Origin of the sequence: Flavobacterium denitrificans DSM 15936, assembly GCF_000425445.1 — a bacterium.
In the GTDB taxonomy this organism is placed as follows: domain Bacteria; phylum Bacteroidota; class Bacteroidia; order Flavobacteriales; family Flavobacteriaceae; genus Flavobacterium; species Flavobacterium denitrificans.
Genome location: NZ_AUDL01000008.1, coordinates 226508 through 244331, shown reverse-complemented (window position 1 = coordinate 244331; position 17824 = coordinate 226508). Strand labels below are relative to the sequence as shown.

Annotated in this window: 11 protein-coding genes; 5 read left to right on the top strand and 6 right to left on the bottom strand. The window is 34.2% G+C overall.

Annotated elements, in window-relative coordinates:
- Positions 1-59 precede the first annotated feature (59 nt).
- Both H600_RS0104625 and H600_RS0104620 read right to left on the bottom strand, forming a co-directional pair.
- Positions 60-419, bottom strand: coding sequence for a hypothetical protein (locus H600_RS0104625; protein ID WP_026727696.1), 360 nt, complete (start codon positions 417-419; stop codon positions 60-62).
- Between the two features lie 70 nt (positions 420-489).
- On the bottom strand, positions 490-1323 hold the full coding sequence (locus H600_RS0104620; protein WP_026727695.1) for an AraC family transcriptional regulator: 834 nt from the start codon (positions 1321-1323) through the stop codon (positions 490-492).
- Between the two features lie 106 nt (positions 1324-1429).
- On the opposite strand from H600_RS0104620, the gene H600_RS0104615 reads away from it, so the two are divergent.
- The 4 genes from H600_RS0104615 (at position 1430) to H600_RS0104600 (ending at position 9791) form a co-directional block, all read left to right on the top strand.
- Positions 1430-2596 (top strand): MFS transporter, encoded by a 1167-nt coding sequence (locus tag H600_RS0104615; protein ID WP_026727694.1) that lies wholly within the window; start codon positions 1430-1432, stop codon positions 2594-2596.
- Between the two features lie 560 nt (positions 2597-3156).
- Positions 3157-6384: a SusC/RagA family TonB-linked outer membrane protein gene (locus H600_RS0104610; protein ID WP_026727693.1), complete on the top strand. Its 3228-nt coding sequence runs from the start codon at positions 3157-3159 to the stop codon at positions 6382-6384.
- A gap of 20 nt (positions 6385-6404) precedes the next feature.
- A complete protein-coding gene (locus H600_RS0104605; protein WP_026727692.1) occupies positions 6405-8195 on the top strand; it encodes a RagB/SusD family nutrient uptake outer membrane protein in 1791 nt (596 codons plus the stop codon).
- Between the two features lie 30 nt (positions 8196-8225).
- The gene (locus tag H600_RS0104600) at positions 8226-9791 is read left to right on the top strand and encodes a DUF5123 domain-containing protein (RefSeq protein WP_026727691.1); all 1566 of its coding nucleotides are present in this window, start codon (positions 8226-8228) and stop codon (positions 9789-9791) included.
- A 73-nt stretch (positions 9792-9864) separates the two neighbouring features.
- Here H600_RS0104600 and H600_RS0104595 read toward each other — a convergent pair whose 3' ends face one another.
- The 4 genes from H600_RS0104595 to H600_RS0104580 all read right to left on the bottom strand — a co-directional run bounded on the left by H600_RS0104595 (position 9865) and on the right by H600_RS0104580 (position 13228).
- A complete protein-coding gene (locus tag H600_RS0104595) occupies positions 9865-10095 on the bottom strand; it encodes a hypothetical protein (RefSeq protein ID WP_245176536.1) in 231 nt (76 codons plus the stop codon).
- Positions 10096-10135: 40 nt separating this feature from the next.
- Entirely contained in the window at positions 10136-11056 is a 921-nt protein-coding gene (locus tag H600_RS0104590; RefSeq protein ID WP_035108374.1) for a helix-turn-helix domain-containing protein, read from the bottom strand.
- A 2-nt stretch (positions 11057-11058) separates the two neighbouring features.
- The gene (locus H600_RS0104585) at positions 11059-11622 is read right to left on the bottom strand and encodes a DUF6642 family protein (RefSeq protein WP_026727688.1); all 564 of its coding nucleotides are present in this window, start codon (positions 11620-11622) and stop codon (positions 11059-11061) included.
- Positions 11623-11758: 136 nt separating this feature from the next.
- Entirely contained in the window at positions 11759-13228 is a 1470-nt protein-coding gene (locus tag H600_RS0104580; protein ID WP_026727687.1) for a glycoside hydrolase family 130 protein, read from the bottom strand.
- 352 nt (positions 13229-13580) lie between these two features.
- On the opposite strand from H600_RS0104580, the gene H600_RS0104575 reads away from it, so the two are divergent.
- Positions 13581-17699 carry a hybrid sensor histidine kinase/response regulator transcription factor gene (locus H600_RS0104575; RefSeq protein ID WP_026727686.1) on the top strand — a complete coding sequence of 1373 codons (4119 nt, stop codon included), beginning with the start codon at positions 13581-13583 and terminating at the stop codon, positions 17697-17699.
- Positions 17700-17824: the final 125 nt, after the last annotated feature.

The following is a 17824-nucleotide window of genomic DNA, read 5'->3' as shown; positions in this document are numbered from 1 at the left end:
AATTAATTAAAAAATTTGATTTCGAAAAGACCCAATATGGGCTGTCACAAATACAATAATTATATTTTCGGCTTTAGCCAAATAGAAGTAAATCCCGAAGAAATAGTAGAATTACTGTAAGATGAAACAGTGTTTTTTAAAGAAAAGTTGAAAACATCGTTTTCCAAATCAAAATCGTTTGAGTTTAAAATAACGAATTGCAATGCAGAAGTTGTACAGCCTGAATGACTGCACTTTCCATCACAATTGTGTTTTTCTTGTTTTGAGGTTTTCTTTTCACAGCATTTTTTAGAACAGCTGTTTTCTTTTTTAGAAGCAATTTCTTTCTGATTCCCCATATTGCATGCATAAGTATAACTCGGATTCAAAAAGAAGCCAAGCGTTATAAAAAGCAGTATTATGTGGATTTTCTTGCTCAAAGAAATTGTTTTAGAAGTACAAATTTAGCTAAAAATGTTCGAGAAACTTACTTTTTAAGATTTCAATAACTTAAAGCTTTTTGAAATCAGTCGGTTTCATGTTTTTCCTTTTTTTGAAATAATTCGTCAAATGACTTTCATCGGTAAAACCAAATTCATAAGCAATTTGCTTGATGGGCAATTGATTATTATGAATTCTCTTTTCAATCAAAGTTGTTCGGAGGTTATTAATGTAATCACGATAACTAATAGAAAATGTTCTTTTGAAATAAGCGCTGAAATAAGTTGGAGCAATATTAAAATGCTCAGCGATTACTTTGATCTGAACCAATTTTGGCTGATAAACATTTTGATGAATGTAATTGGCAATTTGTTCATTATCTAAATGTGTCGATTTCATTTGAAGATTCATTCCCCGAATCGTTTCTTTAATCAGACCAAAAATCGAAAGAATTTGATAAAACACAATTGGCGAAGTGGTAACATCAATATAACGTCCGTACGTTACGATGTTTTCGACTGTGTTTTTTAAAATCGTTTTGCAAGGTTCATCAAACTTCAAAACTGTTTCTTTCAGGATTTTGTCGCGCATGAAATTTTCGGGAGTATTTACGAGAAATTCATCGCAGGTTAGATTCTGTTTAGAGTTAAAATAATTATCTGTGAATTTAATGAAAATGAATCCGGTACATTTCTTTATATCAAAATAATGTTCATCGTCTGGCGAAATCACAAACAGATCACCAGCTTTGTAAGATAACAGGTTGTTATTCAGGTGATGAACACCGCTTCCTTTCTTGATATAAATGATTTCGTAATACGTATGTGTATGTGGAGGAAGATGAAATTTTTCTTCTTCAAATTCATCAAGAACTAGTGTTTTAAACTGATTTAACTTAGGCATAACTTAAATTTACAATTTTATATCGTAAATGTACAACTTTTTTGAAGGTTAACGGTGTTAAATTTGCATCGTAGAAAACATAATATTCCTTTCTACTAAAATCAAAATGAAAAAAAGTCTTATTGCCTTGTCTTTAGGAGGCTTAACCATAGGGATAACCGAATTTGTTATGATGGGGCTTCTGCCTGATATTGCTTCAAATATGAAGGTTTCGATTCCTGTTGCTGGATATTTAATTTCATCATATGCTTTGGGCGTTGTTATTGGCGCGCCGTTATTAGTGATATTAGGAAGAAACTTTCCTCCTAAAAAAATGCTTTTATTGCTGGCTTTAATGCTGACTGTTTTTAATGCACTTTCAATAATTGCACCAAATTATAATTTCTTGTTCGCTTCGAGATTTCTTTCCGGATTGCCACATGGAGCGTTCTTTGGAGTTGGAGCAGTAGTCGCAAGCCGTTTGGCTGATAAAGGAAAAGAGGCGCAGGCAATCTCTATTATGTTTGCTGGTTTGACGATTGCGAATTTAATTGGTGTGCCAATTGGTACATATATAGGACACCATTTTATTTGGCGCTATACCTTTATATTAATTGCTTTTGTGGGATTGCTGACTTTCTTGTTTATTTCGCTGTGGATGCCGAATTTGGAAAAAGCCGGTGATGTAAATATGAAAACACAACTGCAGTTTTTTAAGAAAACAGAAGCTTGGTTAATTATTGGAATCACTGCAATTGGTTTTGGTGGATTGTTTGCCTGGATTAGTTATATTGCTCCTTTATTAATCAATATTTCTAAATTTTCGCCAGAAGATGTTTCTTCAATCTTAATCTTAGCAGGATTAGGAATGGTTGTCGGTAATTTTCTGGGAGGAAAATTGGCCGATAAATATTCACCAGCACCAACCGTGCTAGCGCTATTATTTGTAATGGTACTTGATTTGTTGATGGTTTATTTTTTCTCTTTTAATCAATATGTATCATTATTTCTGACATTCTTGACAGGAGCAATTTCTTTTTCCGTTATTGCACCAATTCAAATGCTTATGATCAAAACGGCTAAGGATGCAGAGATGATTGCATCGGCAGCACTTCAGGGAAGTTTTAATGTAGGGAATGCTTTGGGAGCTTTTTTAGGTGGATTGCCTTTGGCGGCGGGTTACGATTTTGCTTCTCCAAATCTTATTGGTATTGCAATGGCTTTGACTGGAATGATAATTACTTTTGCTTTAATGCAAAAACATAAGACAAATTTGCAGCTTCAAAGAGTATAATTATTCCAACGTATTATTCAAAAGTCCTTAAAATTAATTGTTTAAGGACTTTTTTTGTGCCTTTTTATTAAACCAATTTAAGTCTATCGCCTCTCGAGTTGTAGGAATTGGCTGGTTTTTTATTGGTACTTGTGTTTGATATCGTTTGCATAGGACGAATTTTTTCGTCGTGTGCAAACGATATTTTTTTTTCATGTAATCGATTGTTTTTTTGATAAAAACGAAAGATTTTAATATAACACAATAATATATTTACTATTTATTCATAATATAAATTACATATGTTGTATAAAAAAGTGCTTTTATTTTTGATATGTAATTTTTTTTAGCAAATTTTTATGAAAATTAATTTTTTATACAAAAAAAATATCTATGTTTGTGTAATCGATTACATGATTTGATTTTTGTTTCTTTCAAATTGTTTTTTTTAAACGAAATCGATTGAAAAACCTTGCTGTTGCTACGTTTTTAAAAATCAAAACCACATAATACAGAAAATTTAGAATGTCAAAACCACATAAATTTTACCATTAACCAATTAATAACTTAAACAATAAACCATGAACTTTAAAGAATCTTTAAACAAAGGGGCAAATTATTGCTCTGCACTTGTTTTCTTATTGTGCTTGCTTATGAGTAGTCAGGTAAATGCACAGACTACAACTATAGAAGGAACCGTTAAAGATGCTGCCGGACTTACTTTGCCGGGAGTTAATGTACTTGAGAAAGGAACTAAAAACGGCGTTTCTACTGATTTTGACGGACGTTATAAGATCAAATTAACTAATCCTAAAGGTGTTTTGACTTTTTCATTTATCGGATTTGGGACTAAAGAAGTTCCTGCAGGAGGAAAATCTAAAGTTGATGTAATACTGACAGAAGATTCTAATAATTTGAATGAGGTTGTTGTAATTGGATATGGAACTTCTAAGAAATCTGACTTGACTGGAGCAGTTTCTACATTTTCAGGAAATGAGATGCGTAAAATCCCAACTCCTAACGTTGCAGAAGCATTGACAGGGCGTATTGCCGGAGTATCGGTATCTTCTTCTGAAGGTTCACCAGATTCGAATGTCCAAGTTAGAATTCGTGGAAATGGTTCTTTAAGCCAGGACGCATCTCCATTATATATTGTTGATGGATTTCCTGTAAACAGCCTTAATGATATTTCTTCTTCAGATATCGAAACTATGACGGTATTGAAAGATGCTTCTTCTACTGCTATTTATGGGTCTAGAGGAGCTTATGGAGTTATTATTGTTACTACGAAAAAAGGTAAAGATGGTAAAATTGCTGTAAACTTCAATATGTTCTACGGAATGAAACAGATGGCAAATACTATCGATGTAACATCTCCTGAGGATTATGTGAAATGGCAATATGAATATGCATTGCTTGATCAAACTGATAAAACTATTTTAAGCAACCCAAGTTCATACACAAAATATTTTGGTAATTGGCAGGATTATGACCAGTACAAGGGGATGAAAGGAAATAACTGGCAAAAACAAATTTTTGGACGCACAGGTGAAGTTCAAAGCCGTGACTTGTCTATTCGTGGAGGGTCTGATAAAATAAACTATAATTTCAACTATGCTCATTATGATGAAAAAGCAATTATGTTGGGATCAGATTTCAACAGAAATAACTTGTCTCTTGCCTTAAACAGCAAGGCTTCTGATAAAATTGATTTAAGTTTTACAGTTCGTTACTCAGATACAGAAATTAATGGTGCCGGTATGAATGAGCAAAATGAAGTTTCATCTGCAGATTCTCGTTTGAAAAATGTTGTTGGATATGCCCCAATTCCGGTTCCTGGTTTGACTACAGATGATACAGATGAAGCGGTAGCTCAAAACTTAACTCATCCTTTTGTGTCGATTGTTGATAACAACCGTCAACAGTTTAGAAAAAACTTCAATACTTTGGGAAGCTTTTCTTGGAAACTGACTCAAGATTTAGTTTTTAAAACAGAATTAGGTTTAGATAACTATAATTATCAAGATTACCGTTTCTACGGACGTACAACTTATTATGTAAAGAATAATCCTGCGGCAGAAAGACAAAATATGCCTGCGATGATTATGATGGACAGAAAGGATACTCGTTTTAGAAATGCCAATACACTTAATTATGATTTAAAAAAATTAGTTGGTGAAGATCATAATTTGAAATTCCTTGTGGGTGAAGAGTCTATTGATTATCAAAGAAATGACCTTACTAGTACAATTCAAGGTTATCCATTATCTTTTGAATTAGATGAGGCAAAAAAATTGACTAGTCAAGGTACGCCAATTTCTGTTGATAATTTTTATTATCCAGATGACAAATTGCTTTCTTTCTTTGGTCGTGTGAACTACGATTATAAAGATCGTTACCTTCTTACAGCAACGTACCGTGCCGATGGATCAAGTAAATTCTTAGGTGATAATAAATGGGGATTCTTTCCAGCAGCAGCAGCAGCTTGGAAAATTTCAGGAGAAGAATTTATGAAAGATGCTTCTTGGATCAATTTGCTTAAATTAAGAGTGAGTTATGGTGAGGCTGGAAACAATAATATTCCAACTGGACAAATGGTTCAAAGCTTTATCTCTTCTACATCTACTTGGATTAATGGTGTTGATAATTTTTGGGCAGCTTCAAAAACAATGGCCAATCCAGATTTGAAATGGGAAACAACGATTACTCAAAATATAGGTTTAGATTTCGACTTGTTCAAAAATAAAGTAACAGGATCTGTTGAGGTTTATAAAAATAAGACGAAAGATTTGTTAATGCTTTTCCCAATTTCTGGAGGTTATGATAATCAATACAGAAACATGGGCGAAATTCAAAATAGCGGAGTTGAAGCAACTTTGAATCTTAATCTTATTGAAAGAGAAAAGTACGGAGTAAGTTTATCTTTCAACGCTGCATTCAATACTAATAAAATCAATTCGCTTGGTGTAATGAGCAACTTTACTGCAGCATCTGGATGGGCTTCTTCATCTATTACTGGAGATTATTTAGTAAACGTAGGACAACCATTAGGTATCATGTATGGCTACAAGAGCGCTGGACGTTATGAGGTAAGTGATTTTGATTACGCTGCCGGAGCTTATACTTTAAAAAGTGGTGTGCCAGATGGTAGTACAGTTGTTGGTAAAATGCAACCAGGTGCTATGAAATTAAGAGATCTTGACGGTGATGGAAAAGTAAATGCTAATGACTTAACAGTAATTGGAAATGCAAATCCAAAAAGTACAGGTGGTATGGTGTTAAATGCAAACGCTTACGGATTTGACCTTTCTGCTGCTTTTAACTGGAGTATTGGTAACGATGTTTACAACGCAAATAAAATTGAATTTGCTTCTTCAATTCCAAACGGACAATATAGAAATTTAAGCAGCGAAATGGCTGACGGAACAAGATGGACAAATCTAGATCCTTCGACTGGACAATTAGTGACAGATCCTGCTGCATTGACTGCGTTAAATGCGAATACTACAATGTGGTCTCCTTATATGCCTCGTTATGTTTTTAGCGACTGGGCTGTTGAAGATGGTTCTTTCTTGAGACTTAATACTTTAAGTTTAGGATATACTACACCTGGCGCTTTAACTTCTGCTTTAGGAGTTTCTAAATTGAGATTTTATTTTACAGCTAGCAATGTTTTTGTTTGGACTAATTATTCAGGTCCAGATCCTGAATCTTCAACTAGAAGAAATACGCCTTATACACCGGGAGTTGATTATTCAGCTTATCCGCGAAGCAAACAGTTGATCTTTGGTCTAAACCTTAATTTTTAATTCAGAAAAATTTTCACAAGATGAAACATAAAATATTAATAGCAGGAATTTTTGTTGCAAGCCTTTTTGCTTCTTGCTCAGACGATTATTTAGATGCTCCGGCAAAATCAACATTAGACGAATCAGTTATTTTTTCTAGTCCAGGATTAGCCGAAGCTGCAATTGATGGTATTAAAATTCCGTTTGCAGAAACCAACTCATACAGAGGGCGTTTTCTTCCTTTTTACGGATTAAATACGGATACAGAATGGTACAACTCTTCGCAAACTGTCAGTGATGCGTCAGATTTATGTACTTATGATGCAAAACCAAATAACTCACAAATGAATACTGCAAACAATTCTTGGGCAATGAGCTATTCAGGTATTGAGCGTGCTAATATTTGTATTCGTGGTTTGCGTGCTTATGGAAATCCTACTGCAGGGTCTCAGTTAGGGTATTTATTGGGTGAAGCCTTGACTTTAAGAGCAATTTATTACGCTGATTTGTTAAAAGCTTGGGGAGATATTCCTGCAAGATTTGAGCCATTGAACAATGCAACTATTTATATTGAGAAATCAAGCCGTGATGTAATTTACAAACAACTTTTGGCTGATTTAGGTGAGGCAGCTACATTGGTTCCTTGGCCGGGAGAAACTCCTGCAACTAGCAGTGTAGAAAGAATTAATAAAGCTTTTGTAAAAGGGCTTCGTGCTCGTCTGGCGATGGCGGCAAGTGGTTATCAGCAATATCCTGATGGAATTAGAAGAAGTACTGATCCAGCATTGTCAGTTGCAAACATGTATGCTTTGGCTTTAAGTGAATCTCGCTCGGTTATTGCAAGTGGATCTGCGCATTTAGAATCTTCATTTGAAACATTCTGGAAAAAATACAATCAAGAGTATATTGTAGCAGGAGGAGAATCATTATGGGAACTTCCTTTTTCATCAGGTAGAGGGCGTATGCTGTTTACTTTTGCTGTTCGTCACACTACAAACGACCAGTTTCATGCTAATGGACCAAACCGTGGAGGAACTGCTGGACCGCTTCCAACAGTATTTTACGATTATGATACAAAAGATACAAGAAGAGACGTAACATGTGTTCCTTACAAATACGGAACAGCTGTAAATAATATCGCGAAACAAGAATTAGGAGCATTAAATACTTGGTATTTTGGTAAATACCGTTATGAGTGGATGACTCGTTTTGTAACTTCAACAAACGATGATGGCGTGAATAAAATTTATATGCGTTATGCTGAAGTTCTTTTAATTGCTGCTGAAGCTGCAAATGAATTAGAAGGACCTGCAGCCGCGGCTCAATATTTGAAAGCAGTAAGAGCAAGAGCATTCGCAGCAGCTGATCAGCCAGTAAAAGTGGAGGCTTATGTAAACGCATTGACTACAAAAGATGCGATGTTTAAAGCGCTTGTTGAAGAAAATAAATATGAGTTTACAGGAGAAATGGAGCGTAAACAAAATCTTATTCGTTGGAATTTGCTTAAAGCAAAAATGGATCAAGCTAAGGCGGATATGAAAGATTTGTCTGCTCGTTCAGGAAAGTATGCTGATGTTCCTTCTACTTTATATTATAAATTTAAAGCAGATAACGTAAGTCTTGATATTTACGGTCTAAACCGAGGAGAAACTACTAATCCTGGAACTGGTTGGAGTAGTTTTGCTTGGACATGGACAGGAGCGACAGCAGATACTAAAATCAATACTTTGTACAAACCAGGAGTGAATCCTGATAATAGACAATTCTGGCCAATATGGCAAGTATTCCTAGATGGAAGCAACGGGAAATTGACTAATGATTATGGGTATTAATAAGTTTCTGAAAATTAATAAAGTATTAGTATGAAAACAAAATATATAATAAAAGGAATATTTGCGGCATTGATTCTCGCATTGACTTTTTCTTCTTGTGAAACTTTTAATGAAGAAGTAATTGACACTTTGGATGTAAACAGAGCGTTTTCTCCAATAGAACTTAAAGCAACAGTTAGAAATGAGACTTCAGTAGAGTTGAATTGGACTGTAAAACCAGATGCTGATCATTATGTAGTACAATTCAGTGCTGATGATCCTGAGTTCAAAACCATTTTTAAAACAGTAAATGTTGCGCCATCTGAATTGCCTGTAAAGGTACAGCTTGAAGGAGAAACAGTTTATTCTATTAGAGTAAAAGCAGTAAGTTCAACAGGTTTAGAGGATTCGAAATGGTCGGTAACGACAGCTACAACTTTATCTGAGCAACTTTTCTATCCAGTTCAAGATGCTGATATTGAAGCTACACAAGTAACTTTAAGATGGGTTCCAAATAGCAACGTAACGCAAATTACAGCTGAACCAGGAGGTATTTCGCATACAATCACTGCCGCTGAAAAAACTGCCGGAGTTGCCGTAGTTAAAGGTCTTACTGGTGAAACTACATATACTGCTACTTTGTTGAATGGAACAAAGAAGCGTGGTACTACGACATTCAAAACTGGAATTGATATTGGAACTGGAATTTTAGTTAAAGAGACTGATGATCTGAATGCAAAAATTTCAGCAGCACCTGCAGGTTCTGTATTGGTATTAATGCCAGGGGATTATAAAGTTTTCACTGGAGAAATAATTTTAGCCAAATCTATTACTTTAAGAGGTTTGCGTACTGGAGATAAACCAAAACTACATGTTAGATTTACACTAAATGCAGGTGTGACAAATCTTTCTTTAATTGATTTAGATGTAGAAGGAAGCGGAGTTGGTGATAGTAATTTTATTACGATCAGTGGTGCTAGCACTTCTTACGGCGATATTTTAATTAGTGGATCTTATATTCATGATTATTTACGTGCTTTAGTTTATGGTAATGCGAGTGCTGCAAAAGTAGCTTCGTTTACTGTAGATAATAGTATTGTGAAAAATGTAAATACAAATGCTCAAGCAGATTTTATTGATTTTAGAAATACATATGCAGCAACGATTACAGTAAAAAACAGCACATTTGATTCTTGTTCAGTTGGGCGTGATTTTGTTAGAGCTGATGCCGTTGCTCCTGCTAATGGTTTTTCTGGAACTGGCTTGACCACTACTGTCTTAATCGATAGCTGTACTTTGTATAAAACGTCTGATACTTCGGCTCCAAAAAGAATTTTATATGTTCGCTTTGGTTCAAATGCTTCAACCGTGAAGAATACTTTGATTACGTCTACAAGTGCAATTTATACAAACCAGGCGCTTACAACAATGCCAACTTTTATTAAAAATTATTACAATTTAGCAGCAAGTTTTATTGATGCTACAATTCCAAATAACAAAATAGATAATTCAGCGACTACTGCAGATCCACAGTTTGTAAATGCAGCAGCAGGAAATTTTAAAGTTCAAAACCAAACAATGATCGATAATAAAATTGGAGATCCTCGTTGGAGATAATTAAATATTTTTATAGTTAGTTTGAAGAGGGATGCAGCAATTAAACTGCATCCCTTTTTTATTTTTGGAAGAATTATTCTAATTCAACACAATCAAAAAGACCGTTATTTAAAACCAAATCGGTTATTTCGTGTTCGCTGTCAATCCGTAGAATATTGTCGCAATCTTCGAGGTCAAAATTCCATAAAGTTTTTGGCAACAATTCAGTTAAGAGAGCAGAAGCTTGTTCAAATTTTGTTTGGCTATCAACAGAAGTCTTAAAAACATAAATCATAATTTGCAGTTTTGTTGGAGCAAATTTCAATAAAATGTGTTTTTGTTTTCTAGGATTCTATAATCAATAATTAGGACTTATCAATCATTTTTCGATATTGAATAGGAGAAATTCCTTCGTGCTTTTTGAAAAATCGACTGAAATAAGATTGATCTTCATGTCCTACCTGCGCGGCAATTTCATTGATTGAGAGAGTAGTTTGAAAGAGTAAATATTTGGCTTCCAGTAAAATGTTCTCATCAATCCATTTAACTGCCGACTTGCCTGTTACATTTTTTACACATTTGTTTAGATGATTTGGCGTTACACTCAGCAATGAAGCATAATGATTGACTTGATGGTGGGTTTTGATGTGAATATGAATCAGCTCCTTAAATTTATTCGTAATAATTTCTGAAGCTGAAATAGTTTTAGGTGACTTAACTGATTTTTTATTCATTTCATGAAACAAAGCGATTAAATACGTTTGTACGATATTTAAATTTGCTGTGTTTGTATCTGTATATTCTTTTTGAAGTCTTTTAAAGATGGTTGTGACCAAAGCAATATCCTCAGTGGCTAACCTTGTTTTTGGATTTCCTGAAATTTTCAAAAAATCAAAATCATTGAGCAGTTCACGGCAGCCATATTTTCCAATTAAAATATCAGGATGAAATTGGCAAATATAACCGTTGTAGGTATTGTTGATGTCTTCTATCGAAAAGACTTGACCAGCTGGAATCATAAGAATCTCATTCGGAACTGTTTCGTATTCTACAAAACCTAAATTCATTTTATGAGTTCCAGATTCGACATATATCAAAGTATGGCAAAGGTGTTTTGAAGGCGGAACTGGATATTGCAAATGCATCATTTCTTCAGTTTTCAAACAGAAAAAATGATCCGAATTGGATTTGAATAGCAAATGCATGGGATTGTCTTTTCCGAGAAATTTCTCCCGGAATCCTTTTGCTTCGTAGGTTTTTATTTTTTCTGCCGGTTTTGATTTCATCTTTAATAATATAACCTGAAATCAAGCAGTTTGCAAAGTGCGTAATGTTTTTGGTACAACTCCTCAACTACTTCGGTAAGGTCGTCATTTTCTTGATATAAACTAAAAAATGCTTTGTCAATTGTACTACAGCTTGCTATTTTGTTATAAGTTGATCCATAGCCAGAAATGGCACGTGCACCAGTTATGTCTAGAAAATATTGCGCTTCTTCGTCGTTGAGGTCGAGACGTTTCTTATTGGCAAAATGAATGATTTTCCCTTTCATTTTTCCCTCAAAAAGTTCGGCTATTTCTTCAATGCTGTAATAATAATCATGAAGGCAAATATTGTTTTCCTGTCCCGGCATTACTAAATAAATGATTTCATAATCCTTAAAATTATGATCGTCGTAAAGTAGTGTGTTAAGGCTTTCTTCTAAACCTTCAATAGTGTCGCAGGTTTTATGGATGCTTGCAAGACCTTGATCAATAGCAATTTCTTCCAAATTTTTAACCACATCAGTAATAGTGACTTCATCTATATCCTGAACGCCTTCAAGGCAGAAAATAAATTTTTCATTATCCATACTCATGTCTTTTGGGTTTATTTTCTAAAGTAGAAATGTGGTTTTAGACAAAAGTATTTTTTTATGCGGAAAAACTGTTATGCGATTACAATTTTAACGCAGATTTTAGATTTGATTAAAGTTTACTGAATCGCAGCTATTTAGTACTGTTTTTCAAAACGCCCAACAATTCAGCCAAATCAACTACGGCATAAGTCGAAGAATAATCAGAAACGGCATAAGGCAATATTAAACTATTGTTATGAATAATAGATCCGCAGGAATACACAACATTTGGGACATAACCTTCTCGCTCATCTTCTAATGGGGCAAGTAATGGTTCTTGAAGTCTTCCAATTTCTTTTGAAGGATCGTCAAGGTCAAAAAGGGAAGCTCCTATACAATAACGTCGCATTGTGCCTACGCCATGAGTAATGACAAGCCAGCCTTCTTCTGTCCATAATGGTGAGCCACAGTTTCCTATTTGCGTAAATTCCCAAGTGTAGCGTGGTTCTTGTAAAAGAATAGGGCTGTTCCATTGCGTAGCTCTTTCAGAAAACATAATATAATTGTTTACGCCATCAATTCGGGCTAGCATGGCATATTTGCCTTTTATCTTTTTTGGGAACAATGCCAAGTTTTTATTTTGTGCGCCGTTGCCATGCAAAGGAAGCACTCTAAAGGTGTAGAAGTCATCGGTTGAAATTAATTTTGGCAATATCGCATGTCCGTTATAAGCGGTATATGTCGCCATAACACGAACTGAATTATCATCATCAACAAAACGAACAAAACGAGCATCTTCGATACCACGACTTTCAGAATCGGAAATTGGAAAAATAACGCGTTCTGTAATATCAGAATCGTGACTGAACTGAACATCATAAAATGAATTAGCAAGCCAAATTATTTCTTCTAATGCAATTCTTCTTTCTTGGCGTATTGAAGGATCATTCAAAGCTGTGTTTACCAAATTTTTTAAAACAACAAATTCAAACGAATCTGGCAAATCCTGCATAATTTGGTCAATATATTTGTCCTTGGTATGCATTTCCGATAATTTTGTTAGAAATCGTTCTTTGTTCAGTAACGTTTTGTGCTCAATTTCGGCTTTGTCAATTTGGCTTCCAATCTTCATGATCTGCAGATTGTTGTCTTTGTCCAAAATTCCTCTTCTAAAAACAATTGAAGAAATATGTCCTTCGCCTGTAGCTCGAAACGAAATAATGACACGTTTTTCGCCTGCTTCAAGTCCAGATTGGTCAAAATCTTCAACAATCGAGGGATTAAAAATTGCGGCAGATTCTATTGCGTATTCCATTGTGCAATAGGAACCTATCAGCATTTTTCTGTTTAGTGAAAGCCCTTCGTAGTCAATTTGCATTGCTTCGATCAAAGGTTTTATTTCTTCGCAATGTCTAAAAAATATAGCTGAAATATTTCGATGCCTTCTCGCAAATTCACGAAGTGTTTGTTCTAAAGTATTATATACTTGTTTTTCATCAAGCATCATTATCCGAATAATCATTTGTTGGGTTCGCTCGTCGCCATTCATAAAATATCGGGCAACTACTCTTCTGGAATCTGGGGTAAATTTTATGTTTTTTCGGGTTACTGATACTCGCATAGTTTTCTTTTTTTGATTGAAATAAATAGCTGTATTGAAAAAATGGTTTGAGGATAATCTGTATTTCTTCTAAAGAATAAAACCATCTAATCAAGAAAAATATTGTGTCCTGATTATTAAGTACAAACAAGTTAGTGATTTTGGAAATGAAAAAAAAAATAATTGTTAAAATTTTAAGTTTTTAACCCGAAAACACTGGACTATCCTAGATCTACGTACAAATACACCCCTGAAAAAGGTAAAATAAAGCCCTCTTTTTTTTGCAGTTGATTTACTTTGCAAAGAATTCAATCGATAATTTTCATACGTTTATCGAAATTAAAATTACCCGAGCTTTTATCCCTTTGTGTTTATGAAGAACATTCAGATCTCTATTTTAAGTTTTGTTTTATTTTTTGTAGTTCCTTTTCAGTCAGGTGCTCAGAATTCTGATCTGTATTTTGATCATATCAATTACGATACGAGTTTTTCTCAAAGCATGATTTCCAGTATTCATCAAACGCAAAAAGGTTTTATATGGATTGGAACGGCAAACGGTTTGATTAGTTATGATGGTTATGATTTTTTGAGATATGTTTATAATAAGGATATTCTCAATAGCATCAGTAACAATCATGTTAATGTTATTTTGGAAGACAGTGAAAAACAAATCTGGATTGGAACTAATAATGGTTTAAATCTTTTCAATAAAAATGAAAGGACATTTCTGCGAGTTGATGTTCAAAAAATAAAAGGCGGACGTAATTATATTTCGTCAATAATTCAAGATGATCAAAACCGAATCTGGATTGGAACTTTTGGAGGAATCAAGCGTCTTAATAAACAGAAATATTTGTTGGAAGAAATTTCCAGCGACCATAATTCACCTTTCAGAAAAAGCAGAGTTTTGTCTTTGTTTTATGATCGAAATTATGGTGTTTTAGTGGGAACTTCAAAAGGTTTGGAATGTTTTGATCCAAAAAATGGCTCAAAAAAAGCAATGCCAAAAGTTTTGAGTGAGAATGAATCTTTGCTGAAATCGAAAATTTGGAAAATCATCAAGGAAAATAATGGCGACTTGTGGTTTGCAACCGAAGCTAATGGGATTTTTCATTTTGATGTACGTAAAAATGAAGTAATTAATTTTCTTTCGAATCCGAGCAACCAAAACAGTTTATCATCGAATTGGGTAAATGATATAGTGGTTGTTGACGCCAACACCATTTGGTTTGCTACAAAAAATGGTTTGTGCGCTTATAAAAAAGACAAAAATGAATTCACCAAATATGCACACAATCCCTTGCAGACGTATAGTCTTTCGGATGATGATATAAAATGTTTTCTGAAAGATCGCCATAATGATTTATGGATTGGAACAAATGGAGGAGGAGTCAACTTCTTTCAAAAAACAAATACCAATTTTGCGAATATACGCGAAGTTGTTAAACCTAATTTTGGATTAAATAATGCATCCGTCAATGCGGTTGCACGACAAAATGACGGTTCAATTTGGGTGGGAACAAATGGAGGAGGTTTAAACTATCTCGATGTAAAGAGTAATAAAAGCACTTCCTATGCGGTTCAAGGTTCTGATAAAAGTGTCAACATGATTACGGCGTTGGTCAGCCAGAATGAACAAAATTTATTTTGTGGCACTTTCAACGGATTGTTCAAGTTTAATAAAAACAGCAAATCGTTTCAATATGTATCGCTTTCGCGAAAAGATTCCAAAGAAAGAGAACGTCCTATAACTTCTCTAATAATGGATAATGGCGATTTATGGGTAGGAACAAACGGAAACGGTTTAAAGAAAGTAATGCCTGATGGAACGGTTGAAATTTATATGGCTGACGGTTCTTCTAATTCACTCAGCGATAATTTTATTACGGATATCGCAAATCGCAAGGACGGACTTTGGATTGCCACGCAATATGGCCTGAATTATTTTGACAAAAAGTTAAAACAAGTTACAAAAGTATTTAAAGCTAGCGCCAAAAGTGGCTTATCCAATAACAGTCTTACAGTAATGTTTACCGATTCAAAAAACAGGTTTTGGGTAGGCGCAGAAAGTGGCGGGGTAAATATTTTTGATGAAAAGAAAGGACGTTTCTTTGAAATTAATCGCTCAATGGGTTTTACAGATGAAACCATCAAAAGTATTTCTGAGGATGCGCATGGAAATATATGGATCAGCGACAACAATTTATTGTACAAGATCAGCACTAAAAGCGTTAAATCGGTTTTAAATATTAAAGATTTTGAAATCACTTCTTTTTCTTCAAAAGATGGTTTGAAAGTAAAACAGTTCTCCAATAATTGCAGTTTAAAACTCAACTCAAAAGAACTTGTTTTTGGATGCTCGAATGGTTTGATCATTTTTAATCCTTCAAAATTGATCAAAACAAAAGACAAATCGCCCATTGTTTTAACGAAGCTGATTGTTAATAATGAAGAAATCAGGCCAGGAAATAAAGAAGTTGCTTTGGAAAAACGTATTAGTGAAACTTCTGAAATTACTTTAAAACACGATCAAGGATATATTGGACTGGAATTTAGTGCGATGAATTTTATTTCGCCTGAAAAAAGTGAATATGCTTATAAACTCGAAAGTTCTTTTAATAAGGATGAATGGCATATTATAGGTTCGCAGCATTATATCAATTTGACAAACTTGAATTCGGGAACTTATGTACTGAAAATTAAAACTTCAAATGGAGGCGGAGAATGGAACCCGACGATAAAGACCTTAAAAATTATTATGCTGCCACCTTGGTGGAAAACTTGGTGGGCGTACTTGTTTTATATTGCTTTATTAGCAGGAGCTTCGGTTTTGACTTTCCGTTTTTTTAGAAATCGCGAGTTATTAAAACAAGCCTATTACTTGGAGCAAGTCGAAAAGGAAAGACAGGAAGAATTGTATAAAATGAAACTCGATTTTTTTACAAATGTTTCACATGAAATTAGAACACCTTTGACTTTGATTAGTGGTCCAGTAGAAGAACTTTTAAGCACCGCCGAAAAGAATTCGAATCTGGAGCATAAATTAAAAACCATTAAAAACAATTCAGATCGATTGCTGAAATTGGTCAACGAATTAATGGATTTTAGAAAAGCCGAAAAAGGAAGCATGAAGATTTATTGTGAACAGCAAGACATTGTTGCGTTTTGTTTTGATATTTATGAATCGTTTCGTGGCATTGCTGTTGAGAAAAAAATTGACTACAAATTTGTTTTGAATATCAATACGGCTCTGATTTATTTTGATAAAAATCAGATGGAAAAAGTAATTTATAATCTGCTTTCTAATGCTTTTAAATTTACGAGCAAAGGCGGTAAAATTACTTTGGCTGTTGAGCAAAAGGAAGATTCAGATGTTATAGAAATTAAGGTTAAAGATAATGGAATCGGGATTCCAGATAATCGTAAAAAGAAAATTTTTAAGAACTTTTTCCAATTGGATGATCGCGGAAGCGCCAATTTAGGGAGTGGCATCGGTCTGGCTTTAAGCAAAAGTATTGTAGAATTGCATCACGGAGAAATTAAAGTGCAAACAGAAGAAGATCCGAATTTCAATACCATCTTTACCATTAAATTGAAAAAAGGAAAAGACCATTTCAAAAAATCACAGATTGTTGAAAATGCAATTTCGATTAATGAAAATGCCAGCCCGATTTCTGATACGAAAACAGAAATGGATATTTATGAACCCGATTATTCAGAAGATGCTAGTGGCAAAAAAACCATTTTGGTTATTGATGATAATGAAGAAGTTTTGTCCTTTATTTTTGATGTGCTTCACGCCGAATATCGAGTGTTAAAGTTTACCGATGGTTTGAATGCGCTGGAATATATGGATACCGAAATTCCAGATTTGATCGTCAGTGATGTGATGATGCCTGAAATGGATGGTTTTGAATTGTGTAAAATATTGAAAACAAGTTTAAATACGAATCATATTCCAGTGGTTTTATTGACAGCAAAATCGTCTACTTTAAATAGAATCGAAGGACTTTCAACTGGAGCGGATGCTTATATTTCAAAACCTTTCAGCATAGAGGAATTAAAACTGACTATTGCCAATTTATTGTCGGCAAAAGAAATCATGCGTCAAAAATATGGAGAAGGTTTTATCGCCTCAGTAGAAGAAGAAAACACTAACACGCCTGAAGGTATTTTCTTGAAAAAATTAACTCAAATTATTGAAGAAAACCTCGACAATGCTGATTTTGATGTAAACGTTTTGGTGAATGAAATCGGAATGAGCCGAACGGTTCTTTATAAAAAGGTACAAACACTTACCAATCATTCTGTTGCTGGTTTCATTAAAAACATGCGATTAAAGAAAGCTGCCAGTCTTTTGGCAAATACCAGTTATTCAGTTGCCGAAGTAACCTACATGGTTGGGTTTAATGATCGAAAGCATTTTAGCAAGGAATTTAAAAAGTGCTATAATCTTTCGCCTAGCGATTATAAAAATTCTAAAGTGAATTAGCAATCCCGATAGCTACCGGAAGCTTGGATTTACGCAAAGTCCGCAAAGTTTAATTTAAACTTTGCGGACTTTGTGCATTACTTTGTGTCCTTGCGGTAAAAATTTTCTAGTTGTCAATGAAATTA

Coding starts and splice junctions, on each gene's coding strand:
- H600_RS0104620 (WP_026727695.1), bottom strand. CDS start 1,323: ATGCCTAAGTTAAATCAGTTTAAAACACTAGTTCTTGATGAATTTGAA.
- H600_RS0104615 (WP_026727694.1), top strand. CDS start 1,430: ATGAAAAAAAGTCTTATTGCCTTGTCTTTAGGAGGCTTAACCATAGGG.
- H600_RS0104610 (WP_026727693.1), top strand. CDS start 3,157: ATGAACTTTAAAGAATCTTTAAACAAAGGGGCAAATTATTGCTCTGCA.
- H600_RS0104605 (WP_026727692.1), top strand. CDS start 6,405: ATGAAACATAAAATATTAATAGCAGGAATTTTTGTTGCAAGCCTTTTT.
- H600_RS0104600 (WP_026727691.1), top strand. CDS start 8,226: ATGAAAACAAAATATATAATAAAAGGAATATTTGCGGCATTGATTCTC.
- H600_RS0104590 (WP_035108374.1), bottom strand. CDS start 11,056: ATGAAATCAAAACCGGCAGAAAAAATAAAAACCTACGAAGCAAAAGGA.
- H600_RS0104585 (WP_026727688.1), bottom strand. CDS start 11,622: ATGGATAATGAAAAATTTATTTTCTGCCTTGAAGGCGTTCAGGATATA.
- H600_RS0104580 (WP_026727687.1), bottom strand. CDS start 13,228: ATGCGAGTATCAGTAACCCGAAAAAACATAAAATTTACCCCAGATTCC.
- H600_RS0104575 (WP_026727686.1), top strand. CDS start 13,581: ATGAAGAACATTCAGATCTCTATTTTAAGTTTTGTTTTATTTTTTGTA.